Origin of the sequence: Curtobacterium sp. PhB137 (genome assembly GCF_003814955.1) — a bacterium.
Lineage (GTDB): Bacteria > Actinomycetota > Actinomycetes > Actinomycetales > Microbacteriaceae > Curtobacterium.
Map to the genome: position 1 here is coordinate 346,069 of NZ_RKQO01000006.1, position 22,641 is coordinate 368,709.

The window sequence follows — 22,641 nt, forward strand, 5'->3', positions numbered from 1 at the left end:
CACCCTCGCAGGTCGCGCTACCATCCGGTACCGGTCCACGCACGGAAGCGAGCCACCATGACCTCCCAGAGCACGAGGGTCCTGCACGTGATGTGCACGGTGTTCCTGTTGGGCGCCTTCCTGTCGGTCGGGATCGGTGGGTGGTCGCTCGCGAACGACACCGGGGGCGGTGCGAACATCGGCGGCGGAATCCTGATGCTGTTCGGCTACCTGCTCGGTCTGATCGGGATCGCGCTCGGCGTCGCCACGCTCGTCGTCGGCACCGTGTCGCGGCGACGGTCACGCACGCGCAGCTGACGCCTCAGCGGCGGCGGGTGCGGAGCCGCTGCACGCCCACCCATCCGGCGACCGCGAAGCAGCCGAGCGCGAGGATGTACGAGACGAGCAGGTCTGCCCATGCGCGCGGGTTGATCGATCCGTCGGGCAACCGCTCCTGGAGTTGGAACGACGTCGGGAACAGCCAGTAGGACGTCGCGTAGACGGTCAGCGCCAGTCCGACGACGACCGAGCCGACGACGATCCACCGAGCGGCGCGCGCTCCGACGGTCACGCGGACGCCCCCTTCACGGATCGTCGCGACGCCGACCGCGGTGGGTTCGCTCGCAGGTGTTCGCTGATGCGTCCGAGGACCCGGGCGAGGTCACTCGCGTCGTCGTCCGTGATCGGTGCGAACAGGAGTCCGTGCACGGTGCCGATGTGGCCGGGGAACACGTCGGCAAGGACTTCGCGCCCCGCGTCGGTGATCGCGACGACGGTGCTGCGTTCGTCGTCCGGCGACGGTGACCTCGTGACGAGGCCGCGCTGTTCGAGCAGTTGCGCCTGGTAGGTCAGCCCGCTGCGGCTGTACACGACACCGTCGGCCAGGTCCGTCATGCGCAGGTGCCCCTCCGGAGCGTCCCCCAACCGCGCCAGGAGCTGGAACTGCACGGCGCTCAGCCCGCCGACGTCGCGGAGCTGCTTCTCGACCGCAGGGCGCAGGAGCGCACTCACCTCGGTCAGCGCGAAGTAGGCCCCGAGCTGTGTCGGGGTCAGTGCGGTGGGGGTGTCGCTCATGGAGCCATCCTACCTGTTGCTTCGAGTTCGAAGCAGTGCTAGCGTCTCCGACAAGCGCTTCGAATTCGAAGCAAATCCGAGAGGACATCACCATGAAGGCAGTGCAGTTCCACGAAGTCGGCGGACCCGAGGTCCTCCAGTACGGCGAGGTCGAGCAGCCGACTCCGGCAGCAGGACAGGTGCGACTGCGCGTCGCGGCGTCCGCGTACAACGCCGCGGACAACGGCATCCGGGCCGGCTTCCTGCCGATCCCGATCCAGCTGCCGCACGTCCCCGGATACGACGTCTCCGGCACGGTCGAGGCGATCGGCGAGGGCGTGACCGGGTTGACCGTGGGCGACGCGGTCATCGCGTTCCTCCCCATGGACCGCGACGGCGGGGCAGCCGAGTACGTCATCGCACCGGCGGACGCCGTGGTCGCAGCGCCGACGAGCATCCCACTGGCCGACGCGGCCGCCCTGCCGTCCGTCGCTCTGACCGCCTGGCAGGCCCTGTTCGACGACGGCCGGCTCACCGCCGGGCAGCGGCTGCTCGTCGTGGGTGCCGGCGGGGTCGTCGGCAAGTACGCCGTCCAGCTCGCCAAGCGCGCCGGAGCACACGTCATCGCGACCGCCAGCCCCCGCAGTGCCGATGCCGTGCGCGCGGCCGGTGCCGACCAGGTCATCGACCACACCGCCACCGACCTGCTCGACGCCCTCGACGGTCAGGTCGACGTGCTGCTCAACCTGGCGCCGATCGAGCCCGAGCAGTTCGCGGCGGATGTTGCTGCGGTCCGTGACGGCGGAGTCGTCGTGAGCACGACGGCGTTCATGGCCACGCCGGGTGACGCGTCCCGAGGCGTGCGCGCGTCGACCGTGTTCGTCCTGCCGAACCGGGAACGCCTGGCGAAACTCGTCGCGCTGGTCGACGACGGTGCCCTGACGGTCGAGGTCACGCGGCGCATCTCCCTGGCCGACCTGCCGGCGCTGCACGCCGAGGGCGCAGCAGGTCGGATCGCCGGCAAGGTCATCGTCCTGCCCTGACCCGGATCACGGGAGCGACCAGTGCCCTGGACGATCGAGGTCGTCGGGCAGCACCGTTGACGCATCGCCCTGAGCGGCGTTCACCTGCGGCTGGGTGAGGAACAGCGCGTTCGACAGGTCCGCTCCCCCGAGCCGGGCATCGCGCAGGTCCGCCCCGAGCAGGTCCACGCCCGACAGGTCGCATCCCCGCAGGTCCGCGGCGATCAGGACCGCACCGCGCAGATCGGCGCCGACCAGGACGCGAGATCGCAGGTCGCGGCCGGCCAGGTCGGTCGACGGGTGCAGGTCACCGGCCGAGTCGCCGGCAGCGGGGTACCCACCTCGGGCCTCCGCGCTGACGTCGATCAGGACGGAACGGACCTCGGACCGGAGCGACTCGACGTCCACCGCGAGGACGCCGGCCAACTCACCGTCGAGGACCTGCTGGACACGGTGCTGGCGCACGGTCGGTGCATCCGCTGACCCCAGAGTCGTCGAGCGGGACACCGCCTCGGCCAGGTACCAGAGCATCTCGTGGAGCTGCCGGGCGACGGCGAAGGCCCGGAACATCTCGGGCTTCGAGTCCGGCCGGTCCACCCAACTCGTGCCGTCGAACAGGACCTGCGAGACGTACTGGCCGGCCCCGAAGCAGTCGAACGTGGTGCACCCGGTGAAGCCCCGCGGACGGAGCGCCTGGTGGATCGTGCAGGAGAAGTCGTCGGCCAGGTTCCGGCACGGGGTGCCGGCGGGCTTGTCGATCGGGAAGTCGCTGGACCGCTGGAACCCGAAGGCGGTGCAGCAGAGCGCGAAGCAGTCACCGCACGAAGCGCGGAGCCCCGAGCGGTCGGAGGGAGCAGAAGGAGAGGATGAAGAAGAAGACGATGACATGGACGAACGGTCTCTCTGGAGTGGTCTCGACAGGGCGCCGGGGTGCTGGGGAACTCCGTCGGGAGTCCCCGTTCCGGGCGCACGAGATCACCGCCCCTCGTCCGAGGAGCGAACCGGTGTCGCTGGATGGGCTCTGCGTCACAGAGCGGGAGATTGTGTCACTTCGGCCAGGCTAGCGGCGCGCGACTGCGCCCGTCCGCAGTCCCGACGCGTACGGTGCACCTGTGACCAGAACCCACCCGGCAAGACCGCACCGCCTCGTGCTGATCGCCGCCGCCGTCGTGCTGGTGATCGGCATCGTGCTCCTGTTCACACCGTGGGACGGCTTGATCCCCGTGCTCGCCTGGGTGCTGATCGTCGCGTCCATCGCCCTCGGCGCGATCACCCTGTTCTTTGCGAGGGCCCCGCGCAGCTAGGACCGCGGCACGAGACCGTGCTCGTAGGCGAAGATCACCGCGTGCACCCGGTCGCGCAGGCCCAGTTTGCCGAGCACCCGCCCGACGTGCGTCTTGACCGTGGACTCGCTCGTCACCAGGTGTGCGGCGATCTCGGGGTTCGACAACCCGCGGGCCATAGCGAGCAGCACCTCGCGCTCCCGCGGGGTCAGGGGCTCCAGCGGGTCCGGACCCGCCGGCCGGTCGTCCGGCAGCACGGAGCCGAAGAGCTCGAGCATCCGCTGCGTCACCCGCGGTGAGACGGCGGCCTCTCCCGCTGCCACGGACCGGACGGCGTCGAGGAGCTGCGCGGCGCTGACGTCCTTGAGCAGGAACCCGCTCGCCCCGGCACGCAGGCCACCGAACGCGTACTCGTCCAGGTCGAAGGTCGTCAGCACGAGCACCCGGGTCTCGGGGACCTGCTCGACGATCGCGGCCGTCGCCGTGACGCCGTCGACGTGGGGCATCCGGACGTCCATCAGCACGACGTCCGGACGCAGGGCACGCACGAGCCGAACACCCGCACCGCCGTCGCCGGCCTCACCGACGACCTCGATGTCGGACTGTGCCTCGAGCAGCAGTCGGAACCCCGTCCGGATGAGCTGCTGGTCGTCGACGATCGCCACGCGGATCACCGGTCCTCCGTCCTGACCGGGATCGTCGCCCGGATCTGCCAACCATCGGTGCCGTCGCGGGAGCCCGCGCGCACCTGCCCACCCAGCGCACGGATGCGCTCGTCGATCCCGATGAGCCCTCGACCCGACCCCGCTGGGGCGTGGGCCGATCCGCCCGGCCGAGTCGGGCCTCCTGTCCGTCCGTCGTCGGTGACGACCACGGTGACCTCGGTGGCGGACGCGGCCACGCGGACGTCGACCGATCGGACGTGCTGCGCGTGCCGGGCGGTGTTGGTGAGGCCCTCCTGCACGACCCGGTACACGGCGAGCTGCAGGGCGTCGTCGTCGGGGACGACGCCGACCAGTTCGAGGGCGACGGGGGCGCCCAGCGCGCGGAACCGGTCGACGAGCTGCGGGACGTCGTGGATGCCCGGTTGCGGCGCGAGCGCGGGTTCGCCGTCGCCTCCGAGCACCCCGAGCATGCGGCGCATGTCGCCCATCGCGCCACGGCCGACGTCGGCGACTCCGCGCATGGCCGCCGTCGCTGCGGACTCGGCCCCACCGGACGACGCCCCACCGGACGACGCCCCCGCGGACGTCGCGGCCGCCGATCCGGCCGCCGACCCGGCTGCCGACCCGGCCGCCGCGCCCTCGGCCAGCCGCACCATCACCGTGAGCGAGTGCGACACGATGTCGTGCATCTCCCGCGCGATCCGGGCCCGCTCCGCGGCGGTGGCGAGCTGCGCCTGCTGGTCGCGCTCCCGGGCCAGCTGGTGCGCGCGGTCGATGAGGGCCTGGGTGTAGCGACGGCGGTTCGACACGTTGACCCCGATCAGGACCGCTGCCAGCAGGAACGTCGTGGGCTGCGGGTACAGGACGTCCGCGAGTCCTCCGGACCCCGGCGCGACCACGAAGACGCGCAGCGCCGTCGCCCCCGCCGCCAGCACGACGGCGACCGCGCCCGTCCACCACCCGGCGGCACGCGACCACCACACGGTCGCGGCGTACACGGTGAAGAGCACCGGCGAGTACCCCGCTTCCGTCCACGTCATCGCGACGACGGACGCGAGCCCGAGCACCGCCGTCACCGCGGGGTGCGTGCGCCGGAGCGGGATGCCGGAGACGGCGATGACCACGAGGACGACGACCGTGCCCCGCGCGGCGGGGCTCCCGTCGACCTGCCACGCACTCCGGAACGCGACGACGACCTCGATCGCACCCCAGAAGACCATGAGCAGCGCGTCGGTCATGACCGGGTGGCGTGCCCAGAACCGCCGGAGCCGGCCGGGTGCGTCGGGCAGGGCGATGCCCCCGGCACCGTCCTGGACGGCACCGGGGGCGAGGTCGGCAGGGGTCACGCGTCCCGCTTCTCGACCAGGGCGAGCGCCGTCACCGAGGCGACGACCACCCAGGCCAGCAGTACCGCGAATCCGCTCCATCCCCCCAAGGCTAGGACGCCGTCGTGCCACCCCGACGTCACCTCGGTGCCGAACTGCATGAGCGGTTGGCCCGCGTTCTGCGGCAGCAGGTTGGTCAGCGTGCCGAGCCAGTCCGCCCCGGTGAACGACTGCACCAGCTGCACGACGACCGGGGCGACCAGCATCAGGCCGAGGACCCCGGCGATCGCGCCAGCTGTGGAGCGCAGGACCACGCCGACCGCGAAGGCCAGCAGCGCGATGAGCGTCAGGTAGACGGAGGCACCCAGCAGCGGCATCGCGACACTCGCGTCCAACGACGCCTCGACGTTCCGTCCCGCGGCGATGGGCAGGGTGGTGAACGCGGTGGCCCAGACGCTCACGGCACTCGTGACGAAGACGGCCACGGCGAGGACGATCGCCTTCGCCGCCAGCGCGACCGACCGCCGTGGGACCGCCGCGAACGACGAGCGGATCATGCCGGTGCCGTACTCGCCGGTGACGACGAGGGCGCCGATCACCGCGACGATCAGCGACGAGAGCATCGTGCCGCTCGTGCTGTAGAGGACGAGGGCGTTCCGAGCCGCGTCACCCGAGAGCCCCTGACCGCCGTTGTCCGCGAAGGACGCCAGGAGCACACCGATGCCGATCGGCAGGACGAGCACCAGCAGGAAGCTCCACGCCGTCGACCGCAGCGAGCGGAGCTTGATCCACTCCGAGCGCAGGACGCCGGAGAAGTGGACGCCGGACGAGTGGCCGCCGGCTCCGTCGTGCCGCGGCAGGGTGTTGCTCGTGACCGCGCTCACCGGGCCACCTCCGATCGGTACTCGACCTGGTCGTGCGTGAGTTCGAGGTAGGCCTGCTCCAGGCTCGCCTCGGTGGTGGCCAGCTGGTGCAGGACGATGCCCGCGGCACCCGCTGCCTCGCCGATCTGCTCGGCGCCGAGGCCACGGACCTGCAGCGACCCGTCGCCCTCGTAGCCGATGGTGACGTCCGGTCCGGCGATCGCGTCGAGGAGCCGCTCGGGCTCCGGCGTCCGCACGGTGACCGACCGCTCCGTGGCGGCGGCGACCAGGTCCGCGATGTCCATGTCCGCGAGCACCCGGCCGCGACCCATCACGACGATGCGGTCGGCGGTCAGGGCCATCTCGCTCATCAGGTGGCTCGAGATGAACACCGCACGTCCCTCGGCGGCCAGGCTGCGGGCGAGCCGACGCACCCACACGACGCCCTCGGGGTCGAGGCCGTTGACCGGCTCGTCGAGGATCAGCGTCTGCGGGTCTCCCAGCAGGGCCGCCGCGATCCCGAGCCGCTGCCCCATGCCGAGCGAGAAACCGCCGACGCGCTTCTTCGCGACGTTCTCGAGGCCGGTCATCCCGATGACCTCGTGCACCCGGGCCGTCGGGATCCGGTGCGTCGCGGCGAGCGCCGACAGGTGGTCGAAGGCGCTGCGTCCCTTGTGGACCGCCTTGGCCTCGAGCAGTGCGCCGACGCGACGCAGCGGGTCGCGCAGCTCGCGGTAGGGGCGTCCGTCGACGTGGGCGGTGCCCGAGGTCGGCCGGTCGAGTCCGACGACGGCGCGCATCGTGGTGGACTTGCCCGCGCCGTTCGGACCGAGGAAGCCGGTGACGACGCCGGGGCGCACCGTGAAGGACACGTCGTCGACGGCGACCTTCTCGCCGTAGCGCTTGGTGAGGTTCTGGATCTCGATCATGCGGCAACGGTACGGAGACGGCCGGGTCCACCACATCGCCGTCGCAGACGATCTCCGCGGAGCGACCGTGGTACCCCGGTACCACCCGCAGCGGTGCCGGATACGGTGGGGTCATGGTCGTCCAGCGGTGGCACGAGGACGTCCTCGGAGCGCCCTACGAGCGACTCGAACTGCCGCTCGGCTCCGACCCCGAGGGGCCGGTCGTCGCCACCCTCGTCCGTCGTCGGCACACCCCGACGGACCTGCTGCTGCACGGGCGCGGGCCGCTGCACGGCGCTGACGTGCTGTACGTGCACGGGTGGTCGGACTACTTCTTCCAGACCGAGCTGGCGGAGCGGATCGAACGGCTCGGGGCCCGCTTCCACGCGCTGGACCTGCGGAAGTACGGCCGGAGCCTCCGCCCCCACCAGACCCCGGGCAACGTCGACGACCTGGCGGTGTACGACGAGGACATCGCCGCAGCGCTCGACGCGGTGTCCGCCGAGCACCCCGGCCCCGGCGAGCGGCGGCTCGTGCTGATGGGGCACTCCACCGGCGGTCTGACGCTGTCGCTGTGGGCTGCGCGCCACCCCGAACTCGTCGACGGCGTCGTCCTGAACAGTCCCTGGCTCGAGTTCCAGGCGACCGCCGTGGGCCGGGCGATCGTCGCGCCCGTCATCAAGCTCGGCGCGAAGCGGAACCCCCTCGCCCCGATGCCCGCCGTCGACCCCGGCTTCTACACGCGCACCGTGTCGGCCGCGGGCGAGGGCTCGTGGACGTACGACCAGCAGTGGCGGCCGGAACGCGGGTTCCCCCTGCACCCCGGTTGGCTCGCGGCGGTCTTCGCGGGGCAGGAGACGGTCGAGCACGGGCTCGACATCCAGGTCCCCGTCCTGGTCATGCTCAGCGACAAGAGCATGTTGCAACCCCGGTGGGACCCCGGCATGGCACACGCCGACGTCGCGCTGAACGTCGACACGGTGGCCCACCGAGCCCTGTCACTCGGCAACGAGGTGACGGTCCGCCGACTGCCGGGAGCCGTGCACGACGTGGTGCTGTCCGCGCCCGACGTGCGGGAGCAGGCGTACGACGCGATCGGACGCTGGGCCACCACGCTGCAGCCCCGCTAGCGTGGCGCGATGACCGACCGCTCCGTCCGGCTGACCCGGCTCGACCCGATCGGGATCGACCACGATGCCCTCGTCGACTTCCTGTCGACCGAGGACTTCCCCTTCCACGTGCGGCGGTCGTGGACCCGTGCGCAGGCCGTCGAGGCCGTGGCGTCCGGCTCCTACCGCGACGACGAGCACGACTCGTACTGGGTCGACCACACGGAGCACGGCCGCATCGGGTTCGTCCGGCTGGAGGATCTGGAAGACCCGGTCCCGCTCTTCGACCTGCGCATCGCCGGCGCGTTCCGCGGCCGCGGACTCGGCGTCCCGACGCTTCGCGCGGTCACCGACCACGTCTTCGGCACCCTGCCGTCGGTGACCCGCTTCGAGGGCCAGACCCGCGAGGACAACACGGCGATGCGCCGGGTCTTCGTGCGTGCCGGGTGGGTCAAGGAGGCGCACTACCGCGAGGGGTGGCCGATCGAAGGCGGCCGCGCGGTCGCGTCGGTCGGGTACGGGATGCTGCGCCACGACTGGGAGACGGGCGAAACGACGCCGGTGCCGTGGGACGACGACGTGCTTCCTGACGACTGACGGTTCTGGTTCGTGATCCACGGGGAACGTGAACCAGAACCGTCACCGCACGAGGAACGTGCTTGCCCGGCGCGTCTCGCGTCACGGTCCAGAGCGGACGGGAGGCGCGGGGCACGCCCGCCACGGCCACTCCGCTGGGGCGGGTGGCTGCGTCCAGGGCGTGACGCGCGATCGGCCGCCGGTGGCCGTCCGCAGCGCCAGCACCGCCAGCGTGCTCATGCGGGACGGGTGAAGATGTTCACGAGGTTGCCGTCAGGGTCACGGAACAGCGCCGACCGGTTTCCCCAGGGCATCGTCGTCGGCGGCAGCACCACGTCGTCGAGGGCACCACGCAACCCCGCGAACGCGACGTCGACGTCGTCCACCACGAACTCGAGGAACACGCTGCCGTTCGTGCGGGGCTCCGGCGCGGCCGGTCCGAGCATCGCCACGGTCACCGGGATCGCGAGGGCGAGCACGGCGCCACCGGTCACGATCTCGGCGAAGACGGGTGCGGGCCGCCGCGCCTCGGTCCCGGTGACGCGCTCGTAGAACCGCACCATCCCGTCGAGGTCGTCGGTGATGATCCGGATGGACGCGAACTGCATGGGAAGCCCTCCTGGCCGGCCACCGTGACCGGACTCGTCGAGCATGCGCGACCACCGCGACACCGTCCTGTCGGTGTTTCGGCGAATGAGCAAGCGGATCTGGCGGTTCAGTTCCCGAGCAGTTCTCCGAGCACGGGGCGCAGGACGCCGTGCGGGATGTCGAGTTCGTCGAGGTCGACCACCCGGGGCGGGGCCTGTTCATCGGTCTCCTCGACCGCCAGCACCCGGTCTCCGCGGAAGGCACGGACGCCGTCGCGCAACCGGCACCACGCGACCAGGTACCAGTCCTCGCCCTTCCCGATGTACCCGAGCGGTTCGACGACGCGATCGGTCTCCACGCCCGCTGCGTCGCGGTACCGCATCCGGACGACGCGCCCGCCGGTCAGCGCACCGGCGAGCGCCGTGGGAGCAGGCGCGCGCTCCCCCGACTCCAGCAGGTGCACGCGACTCGCGAGTCGCGCTGCCCGTCGGGCGTCGTCCTCGGCGAGCACCGCGGTGACCTTGCGGGCAGCGCTGCGCGCCGCGTCCCGGAACGGGCTGGAGCCGAGCGTGCCGAGGCCGATCGCCACCGCGAGCGCTTCGTCGACGGTCAGCCCGAGCGGCGGGAGCGTCGCACGGGCGTCGATCGTGTACCCGCCGGTCCGCCCCGGCTCGGCCCAGATCGGCACTCCGGCTTGCTGCAGGGACAGCAGGTCCCGCTCGACCGTGCGCACACTGACCCCGAACCGCTCAGCGAGTCGGCGCGCGCTCCGCAGCGCGGGCGCAGCGGCGCGGAGCTCCTCGACGAGCGCGTACAGGCGGTCGGTCCGGTTCACGACGGAGCACGCAACCAGTCGACGACCCGCAGGAGCTCTGGGTCGTAGCCGTCGGTCGTGTCCACGTCGAGGCGTGAGACCCCGAGGTCGAGCGGCTCGGTGACGACCGGCGCGTTGCGTGCGACCCGGTCGTTCAGCTCCTGTGGGTGACCTCGGGCGACGAACCGGTCGAACGCCAGCGCGGATCGGCAGTGCACGTTCCGCACGTCCCCGACCGACACCAGGGCAGTGCGCACGTCAGCCTCGGACTGACCGCGGTACAGCGTCGCGTCGGCGATGACGCTGCACCCGGCTGCCGCGAGGTGCGCCGTCACAGTCCAGAACAACCGGACGCCGTGCGGCACGACCTCGTCGCGACCGAAGTCGGCACCGGCCATCAACCCGGCGTACAGCTGATCGCGGTCGACGCGCGGCCAGCCGAGTTCGGCGGCGAGCGCCGACGCGAGCGTCGTCTTGCCACTCCCGGGAGCGCCACTGATGAGCGCGATCGTCGCCATGGTCTCGACGCTACCGGGCACCGGACGGGAGGCACGGTGCCAGCTGGCACCGGGCCTCCCGTCCGCCGTCTGGTCACGCGCAGAGCGCGACTCGCGTCAGGAACGCGACAAGCGTTCGACCGTGGCGTGGGCGCCGTCGGCGATGAGCCCGTCGAGGGCGTCGCGGTACGCCGCGACGAACCGTTCGTCGTCGATCAGGTCGCCGAAGACCTGCCGGTTCGCGATGAAGGCGAGCCGGTCGTCGCGCTGGGTGAGGGCGATGCGGTGCAGCGGTTCGGCCAGCCGGTCGACGATCTGGATCGGCTCGCCGGACTCGTCCGTTCCCTCGTCGTAGCGCGCCCACGACGCGACGATGCCGGCGGACAGCGTGACGGGCCGGCCGGCGGCGAGGTTGTCGCGGACCACCGGCAGCAGCCACTTCGGGATCCGGTCGCTCGACTCGGCACAGAGCCGGGCCAGGGTGTCGCGGACCTCGGGGTTCTGGAAGCGCTCGATGAGGGTGGACTTGTAGTCCTCGAGGTCGATGCCGGGCACGGGGTGCAGGGTCGGCGAGCCCTCTTCGTCCATGTAGCGGCGCAGGAACGTGGCGATCGCGGGGTCCTGCGTGGCCTCGTGCGCGTAGCGGTACCCCGAGAGGTACCCGAAGTAGCACAGGCCCTGGTGCGAGGCGTTGAGCAACCGGAGCTTCATCAGCTCGTACGGCTCGACGTCCTCGACGATCTGCACGTCGGCGTCCTGGTACGGCGGACGTCCGGCGGGGTGGTCGTCCTCGAGCACCCACTGGAAGAACGGTTCGGCGACGACGGGCCAGGCGTCCTCGATGCCGAGCTCGTCGCGGACCCAGGCGCGGTCCTCGTCGGCGGTGACCGGGGTGATGCGGTCGACCATCGAGTTCGGGAACGACACGTGCTCGTCCATCCAGTCGGAGAACGCCGGGTCCTGCAGGCGTGCGTAGGCGGTGAACATGTCGCGGGCGACGTGGCCGTTGCCCTGGATGTTGTCGCAGGACATCACGGTGAACGGCTGCTCGCCGCGGTCACGCCGTCGACGCAGGGCTTCGACGACCAGACCGAACACCGTGCGGGGCGGTCCGTCGCCGCGCAGGTCGGCCGCGACGCCGGGCTCGTCCGCGACGAACTCGCCGGTGACGTGGTCGAAGTTGTAGCCGCCCTCGGTGATGGTCAGGCTGACGATCCTGGTGTCCGGGTGCGCCATCTTCTCGACGACGGCGTCCGGGTCGTCGACGGCGAGCAGGTAGTCGACGATGCTGCCGACGACGCGGGACTCGCGGGTGCCGTCGGGGTGTTTGAGGACGAGCGTGTAGAGCCCGCCCTGCTCCGCCATGGCCGTGGCCATCCGGCGGTCCTGCTCGAGGACACCGACGCCGCAGATGCCGTACTCGCGCGCCTCGCCCTGCTGGAGCAGCCGGTCGATCACCATCGCCTGGTGCGCGCGGTGGAAGCCGCCGACGCCGAAGTGCACGATGCCGGCGGTGATCCCGCTGCGGTCGTAGGTCGGGACGGCGACACCGCTCGCGGCGATCTCGTCGAGGGTCTCCGGGGACAGGCGGACGGGCATCGGGTACTCCTTCGTACGGCGGTCGTTCTGGTGGTCGCGCCGCCGGTCGCACCGGCGGTCGTGCTGGGTGCAGTCAACCATGCGCACATCTGTTCAGAACCGAGTTTCCACCGCGGGGTACGAACCTGAAGATGTACTCCTGGTCGTTGCACCGAGTGCATCGATGCACCTAGTGTTCTCATTCGTGACCCTCACGACCGACCGCCGCGCCGCCCTCAAGGCGAAGCACCGTGCGGCGATCCTGCAGGCCGCACGCGACCTGGTCGACGAACGCGGCGGCCGTGAGTTCAGCGTCGACGACCTGGCAGCACGGGCCGACATCGCGCGGCGGACGGTGTTCAACCACTTCGCCTCGCTCGACGAGGTCCTGCTGGCCGTGTGCGAGCAGGAGCTGTCCGTGATCATCGACCGGTTCCTCGCCGACATGGCACGCACCCCGGTCGGCGACGGCAGCCGGGCCTCGATGTTCGACGAGCTCGAGTCCGCCGCACGCGGGGCCGACCTGGCAGCCGCGATCTCGAGCATGTACCGGATCCTCGGCGACCCGGGCAAGGACGACCCGAAGGCCGCGGTCCTCACCCAGACGGCGTTCTCGCGGGTCACCGAACGACTCCGCGACGAGGTCGCACGTCGCTACCCGGCGGCGGATCCCCTCGATGCCGCCCTGCTCGTCGAGTCGCTCATGAGCGGCATCGTCGTGATCGCGGAACACTGGTTGGCCACCTCCGGCCCCGCGATCGACGAGCAGTCCGTCGCCGACTGGGACGCCCTGCTGGCACGACTGGTGCACAGCGTCCGCAGCGGCTACATGCCCACCGACTGACACTTCCCTCCCCAGGGGTCCACCGGCGCACCCCGCTCCACACAGCACCTGCAACGAAAGGAACGGGGCAACCGCATGGCCGGTCTCCTCTACCGTCTCGGACGGTTCTCCGCACGACGCCACTGGTTCGTGATCATCACCTGGGTGGTGATCATGGCCGTCGCCGGCGTCACCTACAGCCTGTTCTCGGGCACGATCTCGTCGGCGATCTCGATCCCGAACACCAAGACCAGTCAGGTGCAGGACGAGCTCGCCGACAAGTTCCCGTCCGCGAACGGCGGCAACGGCACGATCGTCTTCGAGACGAAGAACGGCAAGGCGTTCACCGACGCGCAGAAGTCGGAGGTCGCGGACTTCCTCACCAAGGTCGAGAAGCTCGACGGCGTCAAGGGCGCGACGAGCGGCTTCGACACCCAGGACCAGCTCGACGAGCAGCGTCAGAAGATCGTCGACGGCCGCAAGGAGATCACCGACGGCCGCGCGAAGCTCGAGACCGGCCAGGACCAGCTCGACGCCCAGAAGGCGCAGCTGACCTCCGGCAAGCAGCAGATCAAGGACGCCCAGGCGCAGCTCGACGCCCAGAAGGCCCAGGCCGAGGCCGCCGGCGCAGCGCTCCCCGCAGCGCAGGCGCAGGCCGCGGCCGCGCAGCTCCAGCAGGCCCAGGCGCAGGTCGACGCCCAGCAGGCGCAGATCGATGCCGGCGAGCAGCAGATCGCCGACGCGCAGAAGACGATCGACGCCAACACGAAGAAGCTCGACGACAGCTCCGAGGAGCTGGAGCAGGGCTCGAAGCTCCTCAACCTGTCGAAGGACGTCCGCTTCGTGTCGTCGAACGGCAGCGCCGTCATCGGCACCGTCCAGTTCACGAAGTCGACCTACGAGGTCCCCGCCGACACGAAGACCGCCATCGCGGACGACGCCGACTCGGCCGACATCAGCGGCGTGAACGTCTACGTGTCGAACGACATCGCGCAGGGCGTGCCGTCGATCCTCGGCCCGGGCGAGATCGTCGGCGTCATCATCGCCGCGCTCGTGCTCTTCCTGATGCTCCGCACCATCATCGGTGCGGCGATCCCGCTCGTCAGCGCCGTGCTCGGTGTCGGCGTAGCGTCACTCGCATCGCTGTCGTTCTCCGGCCTGGTCGAGTTCATCTCGGTCACGCCGGTGCTGGGGGTGATGTTGGGCCTGGCGGTCGGCATCGACTACTCGCTCTTCATCCTGAACCGACACCGCACCCAGCTGAAGCAGGGCATGCAGGTGCACGAGTCCATCGGCCTCGCGAACGGCACCTCGGGCAACGCCGTGGTCTTCGCGGGTGCGACCGTCATCGTCGCGCTGCTCGCGCTGAACATCACCGGCATCCCGTTCCTCGGGCTCATGGGCACGGTGGGTGCGGTCGCGGTGCTCTTCGCGATTCTCATCGCCACGTCCTTCACGCCGGCACTGCTGTCCGTCATCGGCATGCGGATCCTGCGGAAGAAGGAGCGCACGACGATCGGCAACACCGGCTCGACCCGGGTGCCGAACAAGCCGATGAAGACCTGGCGCGCGATCGTCACGCTCGTCGCCGGTGTCGCCGTGCTCGGTGTCATCGCACTCCCCGCGACGCAGATGCGCCTCGGCCTGCCGACCGGTGCGTCCGAGTCCGTCGACTCGAGCCAGTACAAGGCGTACAAGGCCCTCGACGAGGAGTTCGGTGCCGGTCAGAACGGCCCGCTGCTCGTCGTCGCGACCCTGCCGGAGTCGATCAGCAAGTCCGACGTCACCGCGACCGAGGTCACCATCGGCGAGGCCCTGGCGAAGAACGACGACGTCAAGGCCGTCCTGCCGATCGGCACCTCGTCGGACCGCGACATCATCGCGTTCCAGGTGAAGCCCGGCGGCGGTCCCGACAGCATCTCCACCGAGAACCTGGTCAAGGACCTGCGCGAGCAGACCGTCACGACCGACGACGGGACGGTCACGCTCGGTGTCGCGGGCAACGCGTCCGCCAACATCGACGTGTCCGAGAAGCTGTCGAACGTCCTGCCGCTCTACCTCGTGGTGGTCGTCGGCCTGTCGCTCATCATCCTGATCATCGTGTTCCGGTCCTTCCTGGTCCCGATCACGGCGACGGCGGGCTTCATCCTGTCCGTGATGGCGTCCTTCGGTGGCCTGACCGCGATCTACCAGTGGGGCTGGCTCGGCTCCGTGTTCGGCGTGCACGACCCGGCGCCGATCCTGAGCTTCCTGCCCATCATCGAGATCGGCATCCTGTTCGGTCTGGCGATGGACTACCAGCTGTTCCTGGTGTCCGGCATGCGTGAGGCCTACGCCCACGGCGCCTCGGCGAAGGTCGCGGTCCAGCGCGGGCTGCACGCCGGTCGCGCGGTGGTCACGGCAGCGGCGATCATCATGATCTCGGTGTTCGCGGGCTTCATCTTCTCGGACTCCTCCACCATCAAGCCGATCGGCTTCGGGCTGGCGTTCGGTGTGCTCATCGACGCGTTCGTCGTCCGCATGCTGCTGATCCCGGCGGCGATGCACCTGCTCGGCCAGAGCGCGTGGTGGTTCCCGAAGTGGCTCGACCGGATCGTGCCGGACGTCGACGTCGAGGGCGCGAAGCTCGAGCGGTCGCACCCGGTCGCCGGTCAGCCCGGCCAGCCCGGCCAGCCCGGTCGCGAGGACACCCACACGGGGTCGCACGCCCTCCCCGTGGCGCCGGACGCCAACGCGCACGAGTCGGGGCACCCGCCCGCGCACCGAGCGTAGTCGACGCACCCAGCCTGGAGGCCCGGGGCCAGTCCACGAGACCGGCACCGGGCCTCCCGTGCGTGCGCCCACCCCGCGCCCGGCGGCCGGACGCATGCGTCCGCACCTTCCGACGAACCACCCGTTGATCGACGCGTGGAACGTCGGAACATGCGCACGCACCTGATGTGTCCGCATGGTGCGACAGAACACGCGTTGATCGACTGGTGTTCTGTCGAATCCTGCTCACGCATGGAAGCGCCCGCGCGGCATCGTGAGAGGACCCCGGAACACTTCGTGGGCGAACGGTATCGTGGGCGCATGACCTCCGCACCCGACCCGCTCGCGCTCGACCGGCAGCTCTGCTTCGCCCTCGCGGCCACGAGCCGGAGCGTCATCGGGCTGTACCGCGACCTGCTCGAGCCGATGGGCCTGACGCATCCGCAGTACCTCGTGATGCTCGCACTCTGGGAGCAGGACCCCCGGTCGGTGCGCGAGATCGCCGGCGAACTGCGGCTCGACTCGGCCACCCTCAGCCCGTTGCTCAAGCGGCTCGAGGCCTCCGGCTACGTCCGCCGGACCCGCAGCGCCGCCGACGAACGGCAACTCGAGGTCTCGCTCACCACGGCCGGGCGGGCCCTGCGCGACCGCGCACGAGCGGTCCCCCTGGCGGTCGCGGACCGGCTCGGGTGGCCACTGGAACGCCTCGAAGCGCTCAAGGACGACCTGATGGAACTGCTGGAGCGGGTCGACCAGGTGTGATCCCGGGGCCGATGGTGCCATAATGGTTCGTGCACGAACGAAAGGACGCACCGTGGGGCGCTTCGGCAAGTGGTACGAACGGTGGAACACGACGCTCATCAACAAGATGGGACCGTCGCAGATCGGCGCCGGACACCCCGAGGGGGTCGACGACCGGTCAGTGGACCGCGGCTGCCCGATCTGCGGCAAGCCCCTCTCCCTGCACCAGGTGATCCGCCCCGAGGGCCAGGTCCGTTCGTCGACCCTGGTCTGCCCGCGCGACTGACGGCGGGAATTGCACCGAGCAACACGACGTTCCACTCCCTCGTGAAGCTCTTCGAACCCACCTCCTTCGGCGCCCTGCGCCTGTCGAACCGCGTCGTCATGGCCCCGCTCACGCGCACCCGCGCCGGTGAGCACGGCATCCCGAACGACCTGCTCGTCGAGCACTACCGTCAGCGTGCGGGCCTCGGCATGATCATCACCGAGGGCACCTGGCCCGTGCAGGAAGGCCGCTCCTACCCCGGGCAGCCCGGCATCGAGACCGACGAGCAGATCGCCGGCTGGCGCCGCGTCGCCGACGCCGTGCACGCCGAGGGCGGCACCATCGTGATGCAGCTCATGCACGGTGGCCGCGTCTCCCACCCTGACATCTCGCAGACGCCGCGCATCGTCGCCCCGAGCGCCATCGCCGCTCCCGGACAGACCCACACCGCGACCGGCAAGGCCGACATGCCCGTCCCCCACGAGCTGACCACCGCCGAAGTGCAGGACGCCGTGCAGGGCTTCGCGCAGGCCGCCCGCAACGCGATCGCCGCCGGACTCGACGGCGTCGAGGTCCACGGTGCCAACGGCTACCTCGTGCACGAGTTCATGTCCCCGGTGTCGAACACCCGCACCGACCAGTACGGCGGCTCGCCCGAGAACCGCGCCCGCTTCGCGATCGAGGTCACGACCGCCGTCGCCGAGGCCGTCGGCGCGGACCGCACCGGCATCCGCCTGTCGCCCGAGCACGGCATCCAGGGCGTCATCGAGGACGACGCAGCCGACGTCCGCGCGACCTACACCGCGATCGCCGAGGGCCTCGCGCCGCTCGGACTCGCCTTCATCGACGTCCTGCACGCCGAGCCGACCGGCGGCCTGGTGCAGCACGTCCGTCGCACCGCGGGCGCACCGTTCATCGTCAACTCGGGCTTCAGCGCGATGACGACGCGTGAGGAAGCGATCACCGTCGTCGACGACGAGGACATCGCCGACGCGATCGCCGTCGGCCGTCCCGCCATCGCGAACCCGGACCTCGCGCACCGCTGGGAGCAGGATGCGGAGCTCAACGAGCCCCGCCCCGAGCTCTTCTACGGCGCGACCGCCGAGGGCTACACCGACTACCCGTCGCTGGCCGAGGTGCGCGCGACCGTCTAGGGCTGCGCGCGGATCCGCGACACGCAGCGCGCTGTGCGTCGAGGTTCCACGACACCCCGCGTGCGTTCCGTCGAGGTTCCGATCAGGACGGCGCGTGCCCGCGAGGTTCCGAGATCTCGGAACCCCACGGGGTGGGGGCGAGCGAACGACGGACGGGAGGCCCGTGGCGAGACCGCCACGGGCCTCCCGTCTTCTCGCGTGCCGTCCCAGGGCGTGACGCGCTTCTCGTAGGATCGTCGCAGTGAACACTGCAACGCCGGGCGAGCGGGGCCCCGCGCACCGCGCGCGCGACACGACGCGGTGGGACATCCAGGGTCTCCGCGCGTTCGCGGTGCTGGCCGTCGTCGTGTACCACCTGTGGCCGCACGCCCTGCGGGGCGGGTTCGTCGGGGTCGACGTCTTCTTCGTGATCTCCGGGTTCCTCATCACCGGACTCCTGCTGCGCGAACAGGTCGCCACCGGCACGATCCACCTCGGCCGGTTCTGGTCACGCCGGGCCAAACGCCTGCTGCCGGCCGCGTTCCTCACCATCCTCACCACCGGCGCAGCGGTGCTCGTCGCCGTGCCGAGCGCCCTGTGGGGGCAGTACGGCCGCGAGCTCATCGCGTCGACGGTCTACCTGCAGAACTGGGAGCTGGCGGCGAACTCGGTCGACTACCTGGCCTCGGCGGACGACCCCTCACCGTTCCAGCACTTCTGGTCGCTGTCGGTCGAGGAGCAGTTCTACATCGTCCTGCCGCTGCTGCTGATCGGGTTGGCCGTCGCCGTGCGCGGGCGCCTCTCGACGCTGACCACCGCACGCCTGCTGCTCGGCGCGGTCGTCGTGCTGTCCCTGGTGTGGAGCATCGTGCAGACCAGCACGAACCCCGGCGTCGCGTACTTCTCCACCGGCACCCGCGCGTGGGAGTTCGCACTGGGCGGCCTCGCCGCGACCGTGCACCTGCCCGAGGTCCGCACCGAGGTCGCCCGGCGGGTGCGCATGATCCTGACGAGCATCGGCGCCGTGGCCCTCGTCCTGTCCCTGTTCGTCATCGGGGCGGAGACGCCGTTCCCCGGGATCGCCGCGCTGCTCCCCGTCGCCGGTGCGACCCTCGTGGTGCTGTTCGGCGGACGCACCGTGTTCGAGTCGATCGGCGCGCTCGGACCGGTCGCGTTCACCGGACGGATCTCGTACGCGCTGTACCTCTGGCACTGGCCGCTCGTCGTGATCCTGCCGATCATGCTCGGAGGCCCGCTGGACTGGGCGACCAGCACCTCGGTGCTCCTGGTGTCGGTCGGACTGGCAGCCGTCACGACCATCTGGTTCGAGGAACCCGTCCGCTTCTCGACCTGGCTGCGCGACCTGCGGCCCCGCGGGGTCGTCGCGCTCGGCGTCATCTGCACCTTCACGGTCGTCACGCTCGGCGCCTCGACCCTGACCGCCGTCTACGTGCAGGAGGTCCACGCCGAAGGCGCCACCCAGCAGCTCACGAAGCGGCTCGCGACCGAACGGGCACAGGACGACGAGTCCTGCATCGGAGCAGCCGCACGGATCAGCTCAGCCGACCCCTGCGTCGACCCGGCCCTCGCCGACACACGGATCCCGGCCCCCGCCGCGGCCGAGGACGACGACGCGAACCGCCCCGAGTGCTGGAACGGCACCTTCCGCACCTGCGTGCTCGGCAAGGCGACCGGCTGGTCGAAGCACCTGATCGTCATCGGTGACTCGCACAGCAACGCCCTGCTCGGCGCCTACGAGAAGATCGCCGACGACAACGGGTGGCGCATCGACCTGGCCGGCATCGGCGGCTGCTACCTCACCACGGCGCAGCAGAACTCGGTGAACGCCGGCGCGCTGCGCGGCTGCAACGCGTGGAAGCACGCGGCCATCGACTACGTCCGAGCCAACCGCGACGCCGACGCCCTGGTCGTCACCCACTCCGCCACGCAGATGCCCGTCAGCCTGCCGGCCGGAGCCTCACGCGACATCGCGACCCGCAACGGCCTCGTCGACGCCTGGGAGCAGGCCGCCGGCGACGAACTCCCCGTCATCGCGATCCGCGACAACCCGGTCCCCCGGCCCGACGTCATCGCCTGTGTGAGCAAGATGTCCGGGCCGACGAACACGTCGTGCGACCGGCCCCGCTCCGAGGCGCTCGCCCAGACCGACTCGTCGATCGAGGCCGTGCGGGCGTTCAAGGCCGCCGGAGGACGAGCCGGGGTGATCGACCTGACCGACTACTACTGCACCGAGACGACCTGTCCCGCGGTGATCGGCGGCGTGCTGGTCTACCGGGACACCACCCACATCACGGCGACGTGGGCGACGTCGTTGGAGCCGTACCTCGAGCGCGGATTGCAGAAGCAGCTCACGGCGCTCGGGCGCTGAGCGCGTGCGCTTCGTGAGCGCGAGCGCTTCGTGAGCGCGTGCGCTTCGTGAGCGCGTGCGCTTCGTGAGCACAAATGGTCGAGTCCCGTCGATGAACCCGACCATTTCTGTTCACGAAGTCGCCCGACCGGGCAGCTGGACCCCGAATGCGGGCCTCCGCTCCGGGCGCCGTCGCTCTACTCTTGAGCGGACCTCGCACGCCCGCAGCTCGCCACGTGCGCCGACTGAACGGAAGACACCCGTGACCGACCTCGCCCCCGAGCGTTCCGCGCCGGCCGCCTCCGCCCCGGCAGCCTCCACCCCGAGCACGGACGGGACACCCGGACTCGCGCCGCTGAGCCTGCTCGCCGTCGTGGCGATCGCGCTCGCCTTCGTCGCCCCGATCGGCGGCGTCGTCGTCGGGTTCATCGCGCGGCACGAGGTCCGACGGACCGGCGAGCGCGGGGACGGACTGGCGTTCGCGGCCATCCTGATCGGCGCGACGCTCACGCTGTTCGGCGTGCTCGTCCCCGGAGCCCTCGCGCTGTCCGGCGTCATCGACTCGACGATCCACCTCTGGGGCTGACTCGTCGCCCCGTCGTTCCACCGGCCACTGGCCACTGGCCAATGACCACCGCGCTCAGGAGTGGCCGCGCCCGACGACGGCGTGCCGCACCCCGCCAGCCGGCGCCGGGACATCGCCGTCGAAGCGCGGGATGACGTGCAGGTGGGCGTGGAAGACGGTCTGGCCAGCGGCCGATCCGTCGTTGAACCCGACGTTGTAGCCGTCGGGGTGGTGCTGCTCGTCGAGCCGGGCCTTCAGCAGCGCCACCATCCGGGTCATCGCGGCGAGCTCTCCCTCGGTCGCATCGAACCAGCTGGTGATCCGCCGCTTCGGGATGACGAGCGTGTGACCAGGTGACACCGGGTGTGCATCGAGGATCGCGAAGACGAACTCGTCGTCCGCGACCCACTGCGCTCGTGGTACCTGTTCGAACACGGACGTCGTCGTCATGTTCCCCATCCAACCTCGCCGTGCTTCACTCGGACCATGACCGCGACGACCGTCCTCGCCTCCTGTGCCGTCGCGAACGTCGACTGCCACGACGACACCGCGTCGATCAACCTGCTTCCCCTGCTCGTCGTCGTCGGGCTCGTCGTCGTGGCGCTGGTCGTACTGGGGATCGCGCTGCTCGGGCGTCAGCGCCGGTGAAAGACGACTCGCGCACGAACCACCAACGACGAAGGGCCCCGGCGGAATCCGCCGGGGCCCTTCATCTGTTCGGTGTCGCGCCGTTCAACCGGCACTGTGCGCTCGAAGGGACTCGAACCCCCAACCTTCTGATCCGTAGTCAGATGCTCTATCCATTGAGCTACGAGCGCGTGGCCTTGCGGCCGTGGAAGACTCTACAACAGCTCCGGCCCGGGCGCCAATCGAGGCCGCCCGACCGCTCCACCCGGCGTGTCGCGAGGCGACAGCCGAGCCCTCGACCTCACAGCGCCGCGGCCTCCTCGCCGAAGACCTCGGCCAGGAACACCCGCAGCGCCTGCCACGATCGGCGGTCGGCGCGCTCCTGGTACTGGGCGCCGTGGTCGGGCGCGTCGGTCCCCGGCACGGCGAACGCGTGCATGGCCCCGGCGTACGTGACGACCTGCCAGTCGACGCCGGGCTCGGTGCGCATCTCGTCCTGCCAGGCGTGCACGGCGTCGTCGGGCACGACGGGGTCCGCTCCCCCGGTCAGCACGAGCAGCTTCGCCTGGATCGCCGAGGCGTCGGCGGGGTCGTGCGTGATGAGCCCGCCGTGGAACGACACCGCACCGACGAGGTCCGCGCCGGTGCGTGCGAGCTCGATCGCGGTGGAGCCGCCGAAGCAGTAGCCGATGACGACGATGCGGGCCGGATCGACGTCGGGGTCCTGTCGCAGCCGGTCGAGGCCGGCGGTTGCACGTGCCCGGAGCAACGGCAGGTCCTGGTAGTACGACCCGGCGACCTGGCCGGCGGTGTCGTCACCGGGCCGCACGCCGGCACCGTAGATGTCCGCACCGAAGGCGACGTAGCCCAGGCGGGCGAGCATCGTCACGCGCGCTTCGACGTGCTCGTTCACGCCGTGCCAGTCGTGCACGACCAGGACGGCCGGGCGAGGACCGGCGACGGCCGCGTCCTTCGCGAGCACGCCGAGCAGGTCGGTGCCCTCGTGGTCGTAGTGGACGGGCTCGACACGGATGTCGGCGCCGGCGGGTTCGGGAACGGTCTGCAGGACGTCGTCGATGGTGGTCACGTCGTCCGACGCTACGCCGCC

General features: G+C 70.9%; 26 protein-coding genes and 1 tRNA gene. 13 read left to right on the top strand and 14 right to left on the bottom strand.

What is annotated here, in order from left to right:
- The first annotated feature begins 57 nt into the window (after positions 1 to 57).
- The gene (locus EDF28_RS11240; RefSeq protein ID WP_123938326.1) at positions 58 to 297 is read left to right on the top strand and encodes a hypothetical protein; all 240 of its coding nucleotides are present in this window, start codon (positions 58 to 60) and stop codon (positions 295 to 297) included.
- 4 nt (positions 298 to 301) lie between these two features.
- On the opposite strand, the gene EDF28_RS11245 is transcribed toward EDF28_RS11240, so the two are convergent.
- Both EDF28_RS11245 and EDF28_RS11250 read right to left on the bottom strand, forming a co-directional pair.
- Positions 302 to 550: a hypothetical protein gene (locus EDF28_RS11245; protein WP_123938327.1), complete on the bottom strand. Its 249-nt coding sequence runs from the start codon at positions 548 to 550 to the stop codon at positions 302 to 304.
- Positions 547 to 1,053: a MarR family winged helix-turn-helix transcriptional regulator gene (locus EDF28_RS11250; RefSeq protein ID WP_123938328.1), complete on the bottom strand. Its 507-nt coding sequence runs from the start codon at positions 1,051 to 1,053 to the stop codon at positions 547 to 549. Before EDF28_RS11250 ends, EDF28_RS11245 begins: the two co-directional genes overlap by 4 nt.
- Positions 1,054 to 1,145: 92 nt before the next feature.
- Between EDF28_RS11250 and EDF28_RS11255 the strand changes: the two genes are divergently transcribed.
- On the top strand, positions 1,146 to 2,075 hold the full coding sequence (locus EDF28_RS11255) for an NADP-dependent oxidoreductase (protein WP_185094218.1): 930 nt from the start codon (positions 1,146 to 1,148) through the stop codon (positions 2,073 to 2,075).
- A gap of 6 nt (positions 2,076 to 2,081) precedes the next feature.
- Here EDF28_RS11255 and EDF28_RS11260 read toward each other — a convergent pair whose 3' ends face one another.
- A complete protein-coding gene (locus tag EDF28_RS11260; protein WP_123938329.1) occupies positions 2,082 to 2,942 on the bottom strand; it encodes a pentapeptide repeat-containing protein in 861 nt (286 codons plus the stop codon).
- A gap of 224 nt (positions 2,943 to 3,166) precedes the next feature.
- Between EDF28_RS11260 and EDF28_RS11265 the strand changes: the two genes are divergently transcribed.
- Complete coding sequence (locus tag EDF28_RS11265) at positions 3,167 to 3,358, top strand: hypothetical protein (RefSeq protein ID WP_123938330.1); 192 nt, start codon at positions 3,167 to 3,169, stop codon at positions 3,356 to 3,358.
- On the opposite strand, the gene EDF28_RS11270 is transcribed toward EDF28_RS11265, so the two are convergent.
- From EDF28_RS11270 to EDF28_RS11285, 4 genes are read right to left on the bottom strand one after another with little or no spacing between them, the layout of a single operon-like run.
- Positions 3,355 to 4,011, bottom strand: coding sequence for a response regulator transcription factor (locus tag EDF28_RS11270; protein WP_123938331.1), 657 nt, complete (start codon positions 4,009 to 4,011; stop codon positions 3,355 to 3,357). The two genes, EDF28_RS11265 and EDF28_RS11270, sit on opposite strands and share 4 nt — an antisense overlap.
- Positions 4,008 to 5,348, bottom strand: coding sequence for a sensor histidine kinase (locus tag EDF28_RS11275; protein ID WP_185094219.1), 1,341 nt, complete (start codon positions 5,346 to 5,348; stop codon positions 4,008 to 4,010). Before EDF28_RS11275 ends, EDF28_RS11270 begins: the two co-directional genes overlap by 4 nt.
- Positions 5,345 to 6,211, bottom strand: coding sequence for an ABC transporter permease subunit (locus tag EDF28_RS11280; RefSeq protein WP_185094220.1), 867 nt, complete (start codon positions 6,209 to 6,211; stop codon positions 5,345 to 5,347). The genes EDF28_RS11275 and EDF28_RS11280 overlap by 4 nt, the downstream gene beginning before the upstream one ends.
- Entirely contained in the window at positions 6,208 to 7,119 is a 912-nt protein-coding gene (locus EDF28_RS11285) for an ABC transporter ATP-binding protein (RefSeq protein WP_123938333.1), read from the bottom strand. The genes EDF28_RS11280 and EDF28_RS11285 overlap by 4 nt, the downstream gene beginning before the upstream one ends.
- Positions 7,120 to 7,232: 113 nt before the next feature.
- Between EDF28_RS11285 and EDF28_RS11290 the strand changes: the two genes are divergently transcribed.
- Together EDF28_RS11290 and EDF28_RS11295 are read left to right on the top strand one after the other, a co-directional pair.
- The gene (locus EDF28_RS11290) at positions 7,233 to 8,228 is read left to right on the top strand and encodes an alpha/beta hydrolase (RefSeq protein WP_123938334.1); all 996 of its coding nucleotides are present in this window, start codon (positions 7,233 to 7,235) and stop codon (positions 8,226 to 8,228) included.
- Between the two features lie 9 nt (positions 8,229 to 8,237).
- Positions 8,238 to 8,804 carry a GNAT family N-acetyltransferase gene (locus EDF28_RS11295; protein WP_123938335.1) on the top strand — a complete coding sequence of 189 codons (567 nt, stop codon included), beginning with the start codon at positions 8,238 to 8,240 and terminating at the stop codon, positions 8,802 to 8,804.
- A gap of 215 nt (positions 8,805 to 9,019) precedes the next feature.
- Here the strand turns inward: EDF28_RS11295 and EDF28_RS11300 are convergent, their stop codons facing one another.
- The 4 genes from EDF28_RS11300 to EDF28_RS11315 all read right to left on the bottom strand — a co-directional run bounded on the left by EDF28_RS11300 (position 9,020) and on the right by EDF28_RS11315 (position 12,281).
- Positions 9,020 to 9,391, bottom strand: coding sequence for a VOC family protein (locus EDF28_RS11300; RefSeq protein WP_123938336.1), 372 nt, complete (start codon positions 9,389 to 9,391; stop codon positions 9,020 to 9,022).
- Between the two features lie 107 nt (positions 9,392 to 9,498).
- The gene (locus tag EDF28_RS11305; RefSeq protein WP_123938337.1) at positions 9,499 to 10,206 is read right to left on the bottom strand and encodes a YafY family protein; all 708 of its coding nucleotides are present in this window, start codon (positions 10,204 to 10,206) and stop codon (positions 9,499 to 9,501) included.
- Complete coding sequence (locus tag EDF28_RS11310; protein ID WP_123938338.1) at positions 10,203 to 10,703, bottom strand: AAA family ATPase; 501 nt, start codon at positions 10,701 to 10,703, stop codon at positions 10,203 to 10,205. The genes EDF28_RS11305 and EDF28_RS11310 overlap by 4 nt, the downstream gene beginning before the upstream one ends.
- A gap of 96 nt (positions 10,704 to 10,799) precedes the next feature.
- The gene (locus EDF28_RS11315) at positions 10,800 to 12,281 is read right to left on the bottom strand and encodes a mannitol dehydrogenase family protein (protein ID WP_123938339.1); all 1,482 of its coding nucleotides are present in this window, start codon (positions 12,279 to 12,281) and stop codon (positions 10,800 to 10,802) included.
- Positions 12,282 to 12,465: 184 nt separating this feature from the next.
- Here EDF28_RS11315 and EDF28_RS11320 point away from each other — a divergent pair, with 184 nt between their 5' ends.
- From EDF28_RS11320 to EDF28_RS11350, 7 genes are all read left to right on the top strand, one after another.
- Complete coding sequence (locus EDF28_RS11320) at positions 12,466 to 13,104, top strand: TetR/AcrR family transcriptional regulator (RefSeq protein WP_165901448.1); 639 nt, start codon at positions 12,466 to 12,468, stop codon at positions 13,102 to 13,104.
- A gap of 75 nt (positions 13,105 to 13,179) precedes the next feature.
- Entirely contained in the window at positions 13,180 to 15,855 is a 2,676-nt protein-coding gene (locus tag EDF28_RS11325; RefSeq protein ID WP_123938341.1) for an MMPL family transporter, read from the top strand.
- A gap of 300 nt (positions 15,856 to 16,155) precedes the next feature.
- A complete protein-coding gene (locus EDF28_RS11330) occupies positions 16,156 to 16,596 on the top strand; it encodes a MarR family winged helix-turn-helix transcriptional regulator (RefSeq protein ID WP_123938342.1) in 441 nt (146 codons plus the stop codon).
- A 52-nt stretch (positions 16,597 to 16,648) separates the two neighbouring features.
- Positions 16,649 to 16,861 (top strand): hypothetical protein, encoded by a 213-nt coding sequence (locus EDF28_RS11335; RefSeq protein WP_173169183.1) that lies wholly within the window; start codon positions 16,649 to 16,651, stop codon positions 16,859 to 16,861.
- A 41-nt stretch (positions 16,862 to 16,902) separates the two neighbouring features.
- Positions 16,903 to 17,994: an alkene reductase gene (locus tag EDF28_RS11340; RefSeq protein WP_123938344.1), complete on the top strand. Its 1,092-nt coding sequence runs from the start codon at positions 16,903 to 16,905 to the stop codon at positions 17,992 to 17,994.
- A gap of 241 nt (positions 17,995 to 18,235) precedes the next feature.
- Complete coding sequence (locus EDF28_RS11345) at positions 18,236 to 20,362, top strand: acyltransferase family protein (protein WP_123938345.1); 2,127 nt, start codon at positions 18,236 to 18,238, stop codon at positions 20,360 to 20,362.
- Positions 20,363 to 20,603: 241 nt separating this feature from the next.
- The gene (locus tag EDF28_RS11350) at positions 20,604 to 20,927 is read left to right on the top strand and encodes a DUF4190 domain-containing protein (RefSeq protein ID WP_185094221.1); all 324 of its coding nucleotides are present in this window, start codon (positions 20,604 to 20,606) and stop codon (positions 20,925 to 20,927) included.
- Positions 20,928 to 20,981: 54 nt separating this feature from the next.
- Here the strand turns inward: EDF28_RS11350 and EDF28_RS11355 are convergent, their stop codons facing one another.
- Positions 20,982 to 21,356, bottom strand: coding sequence for an HIT family protein (locus tag EDF28_RS11355; RefSeq protein WP_123938347.1), 375 nt, complete (start codon positions 21,354 to 21,356; stop codon positions 20,982 to 20,984).
- A gap of 36 nt (positions 21,357 to 21,392) precedes the next feature.
- On the opposite strand from EDF28_RS11355, the gene EDF28_RS19255 reads away from it, so the two are divergent.
- Positions 21,393 to 21,554, top strand: coding sequence for a hypothetical protein (locus EDF28_RS19255; RefSeq protein WP_165901078.1), 162 nt, complete (start codon positions 21,393 to 21,395; stop codon positions 21,552 to 21,554).
- A 97-nt stretch (positions 21,555 to 21,651) separates the two neighbouring features.
- Here the strand turns inward: EDF28_RS19255 and EDF28_RS11360 are convergent.
- Together EDF28_RS11360 and EDF28_RS11365 are read right to left on the bottom strand one after the other, a co-directional pair.
- Positions 21,652 to 21,724 (bottom strand) — tRNA-Arg (locus EDF28_RS11360).
- 110 nt (positions 21,725 to 21,834) lie between these two features.
- Positions 21,835 to 22,620, bottom strand: a complete 786-nt coding sequence (locus tag EDF28_RS11365) for a dienelactone hydrolase family protein (protein ID WP_123938348.1) — start codon at positions 22,618 to 22,620, stop codon at positions 21,835 to 21,837.
- Between the last annotated feature and the right edge of the window lie 21 nt (positions 22,621 to 22,641).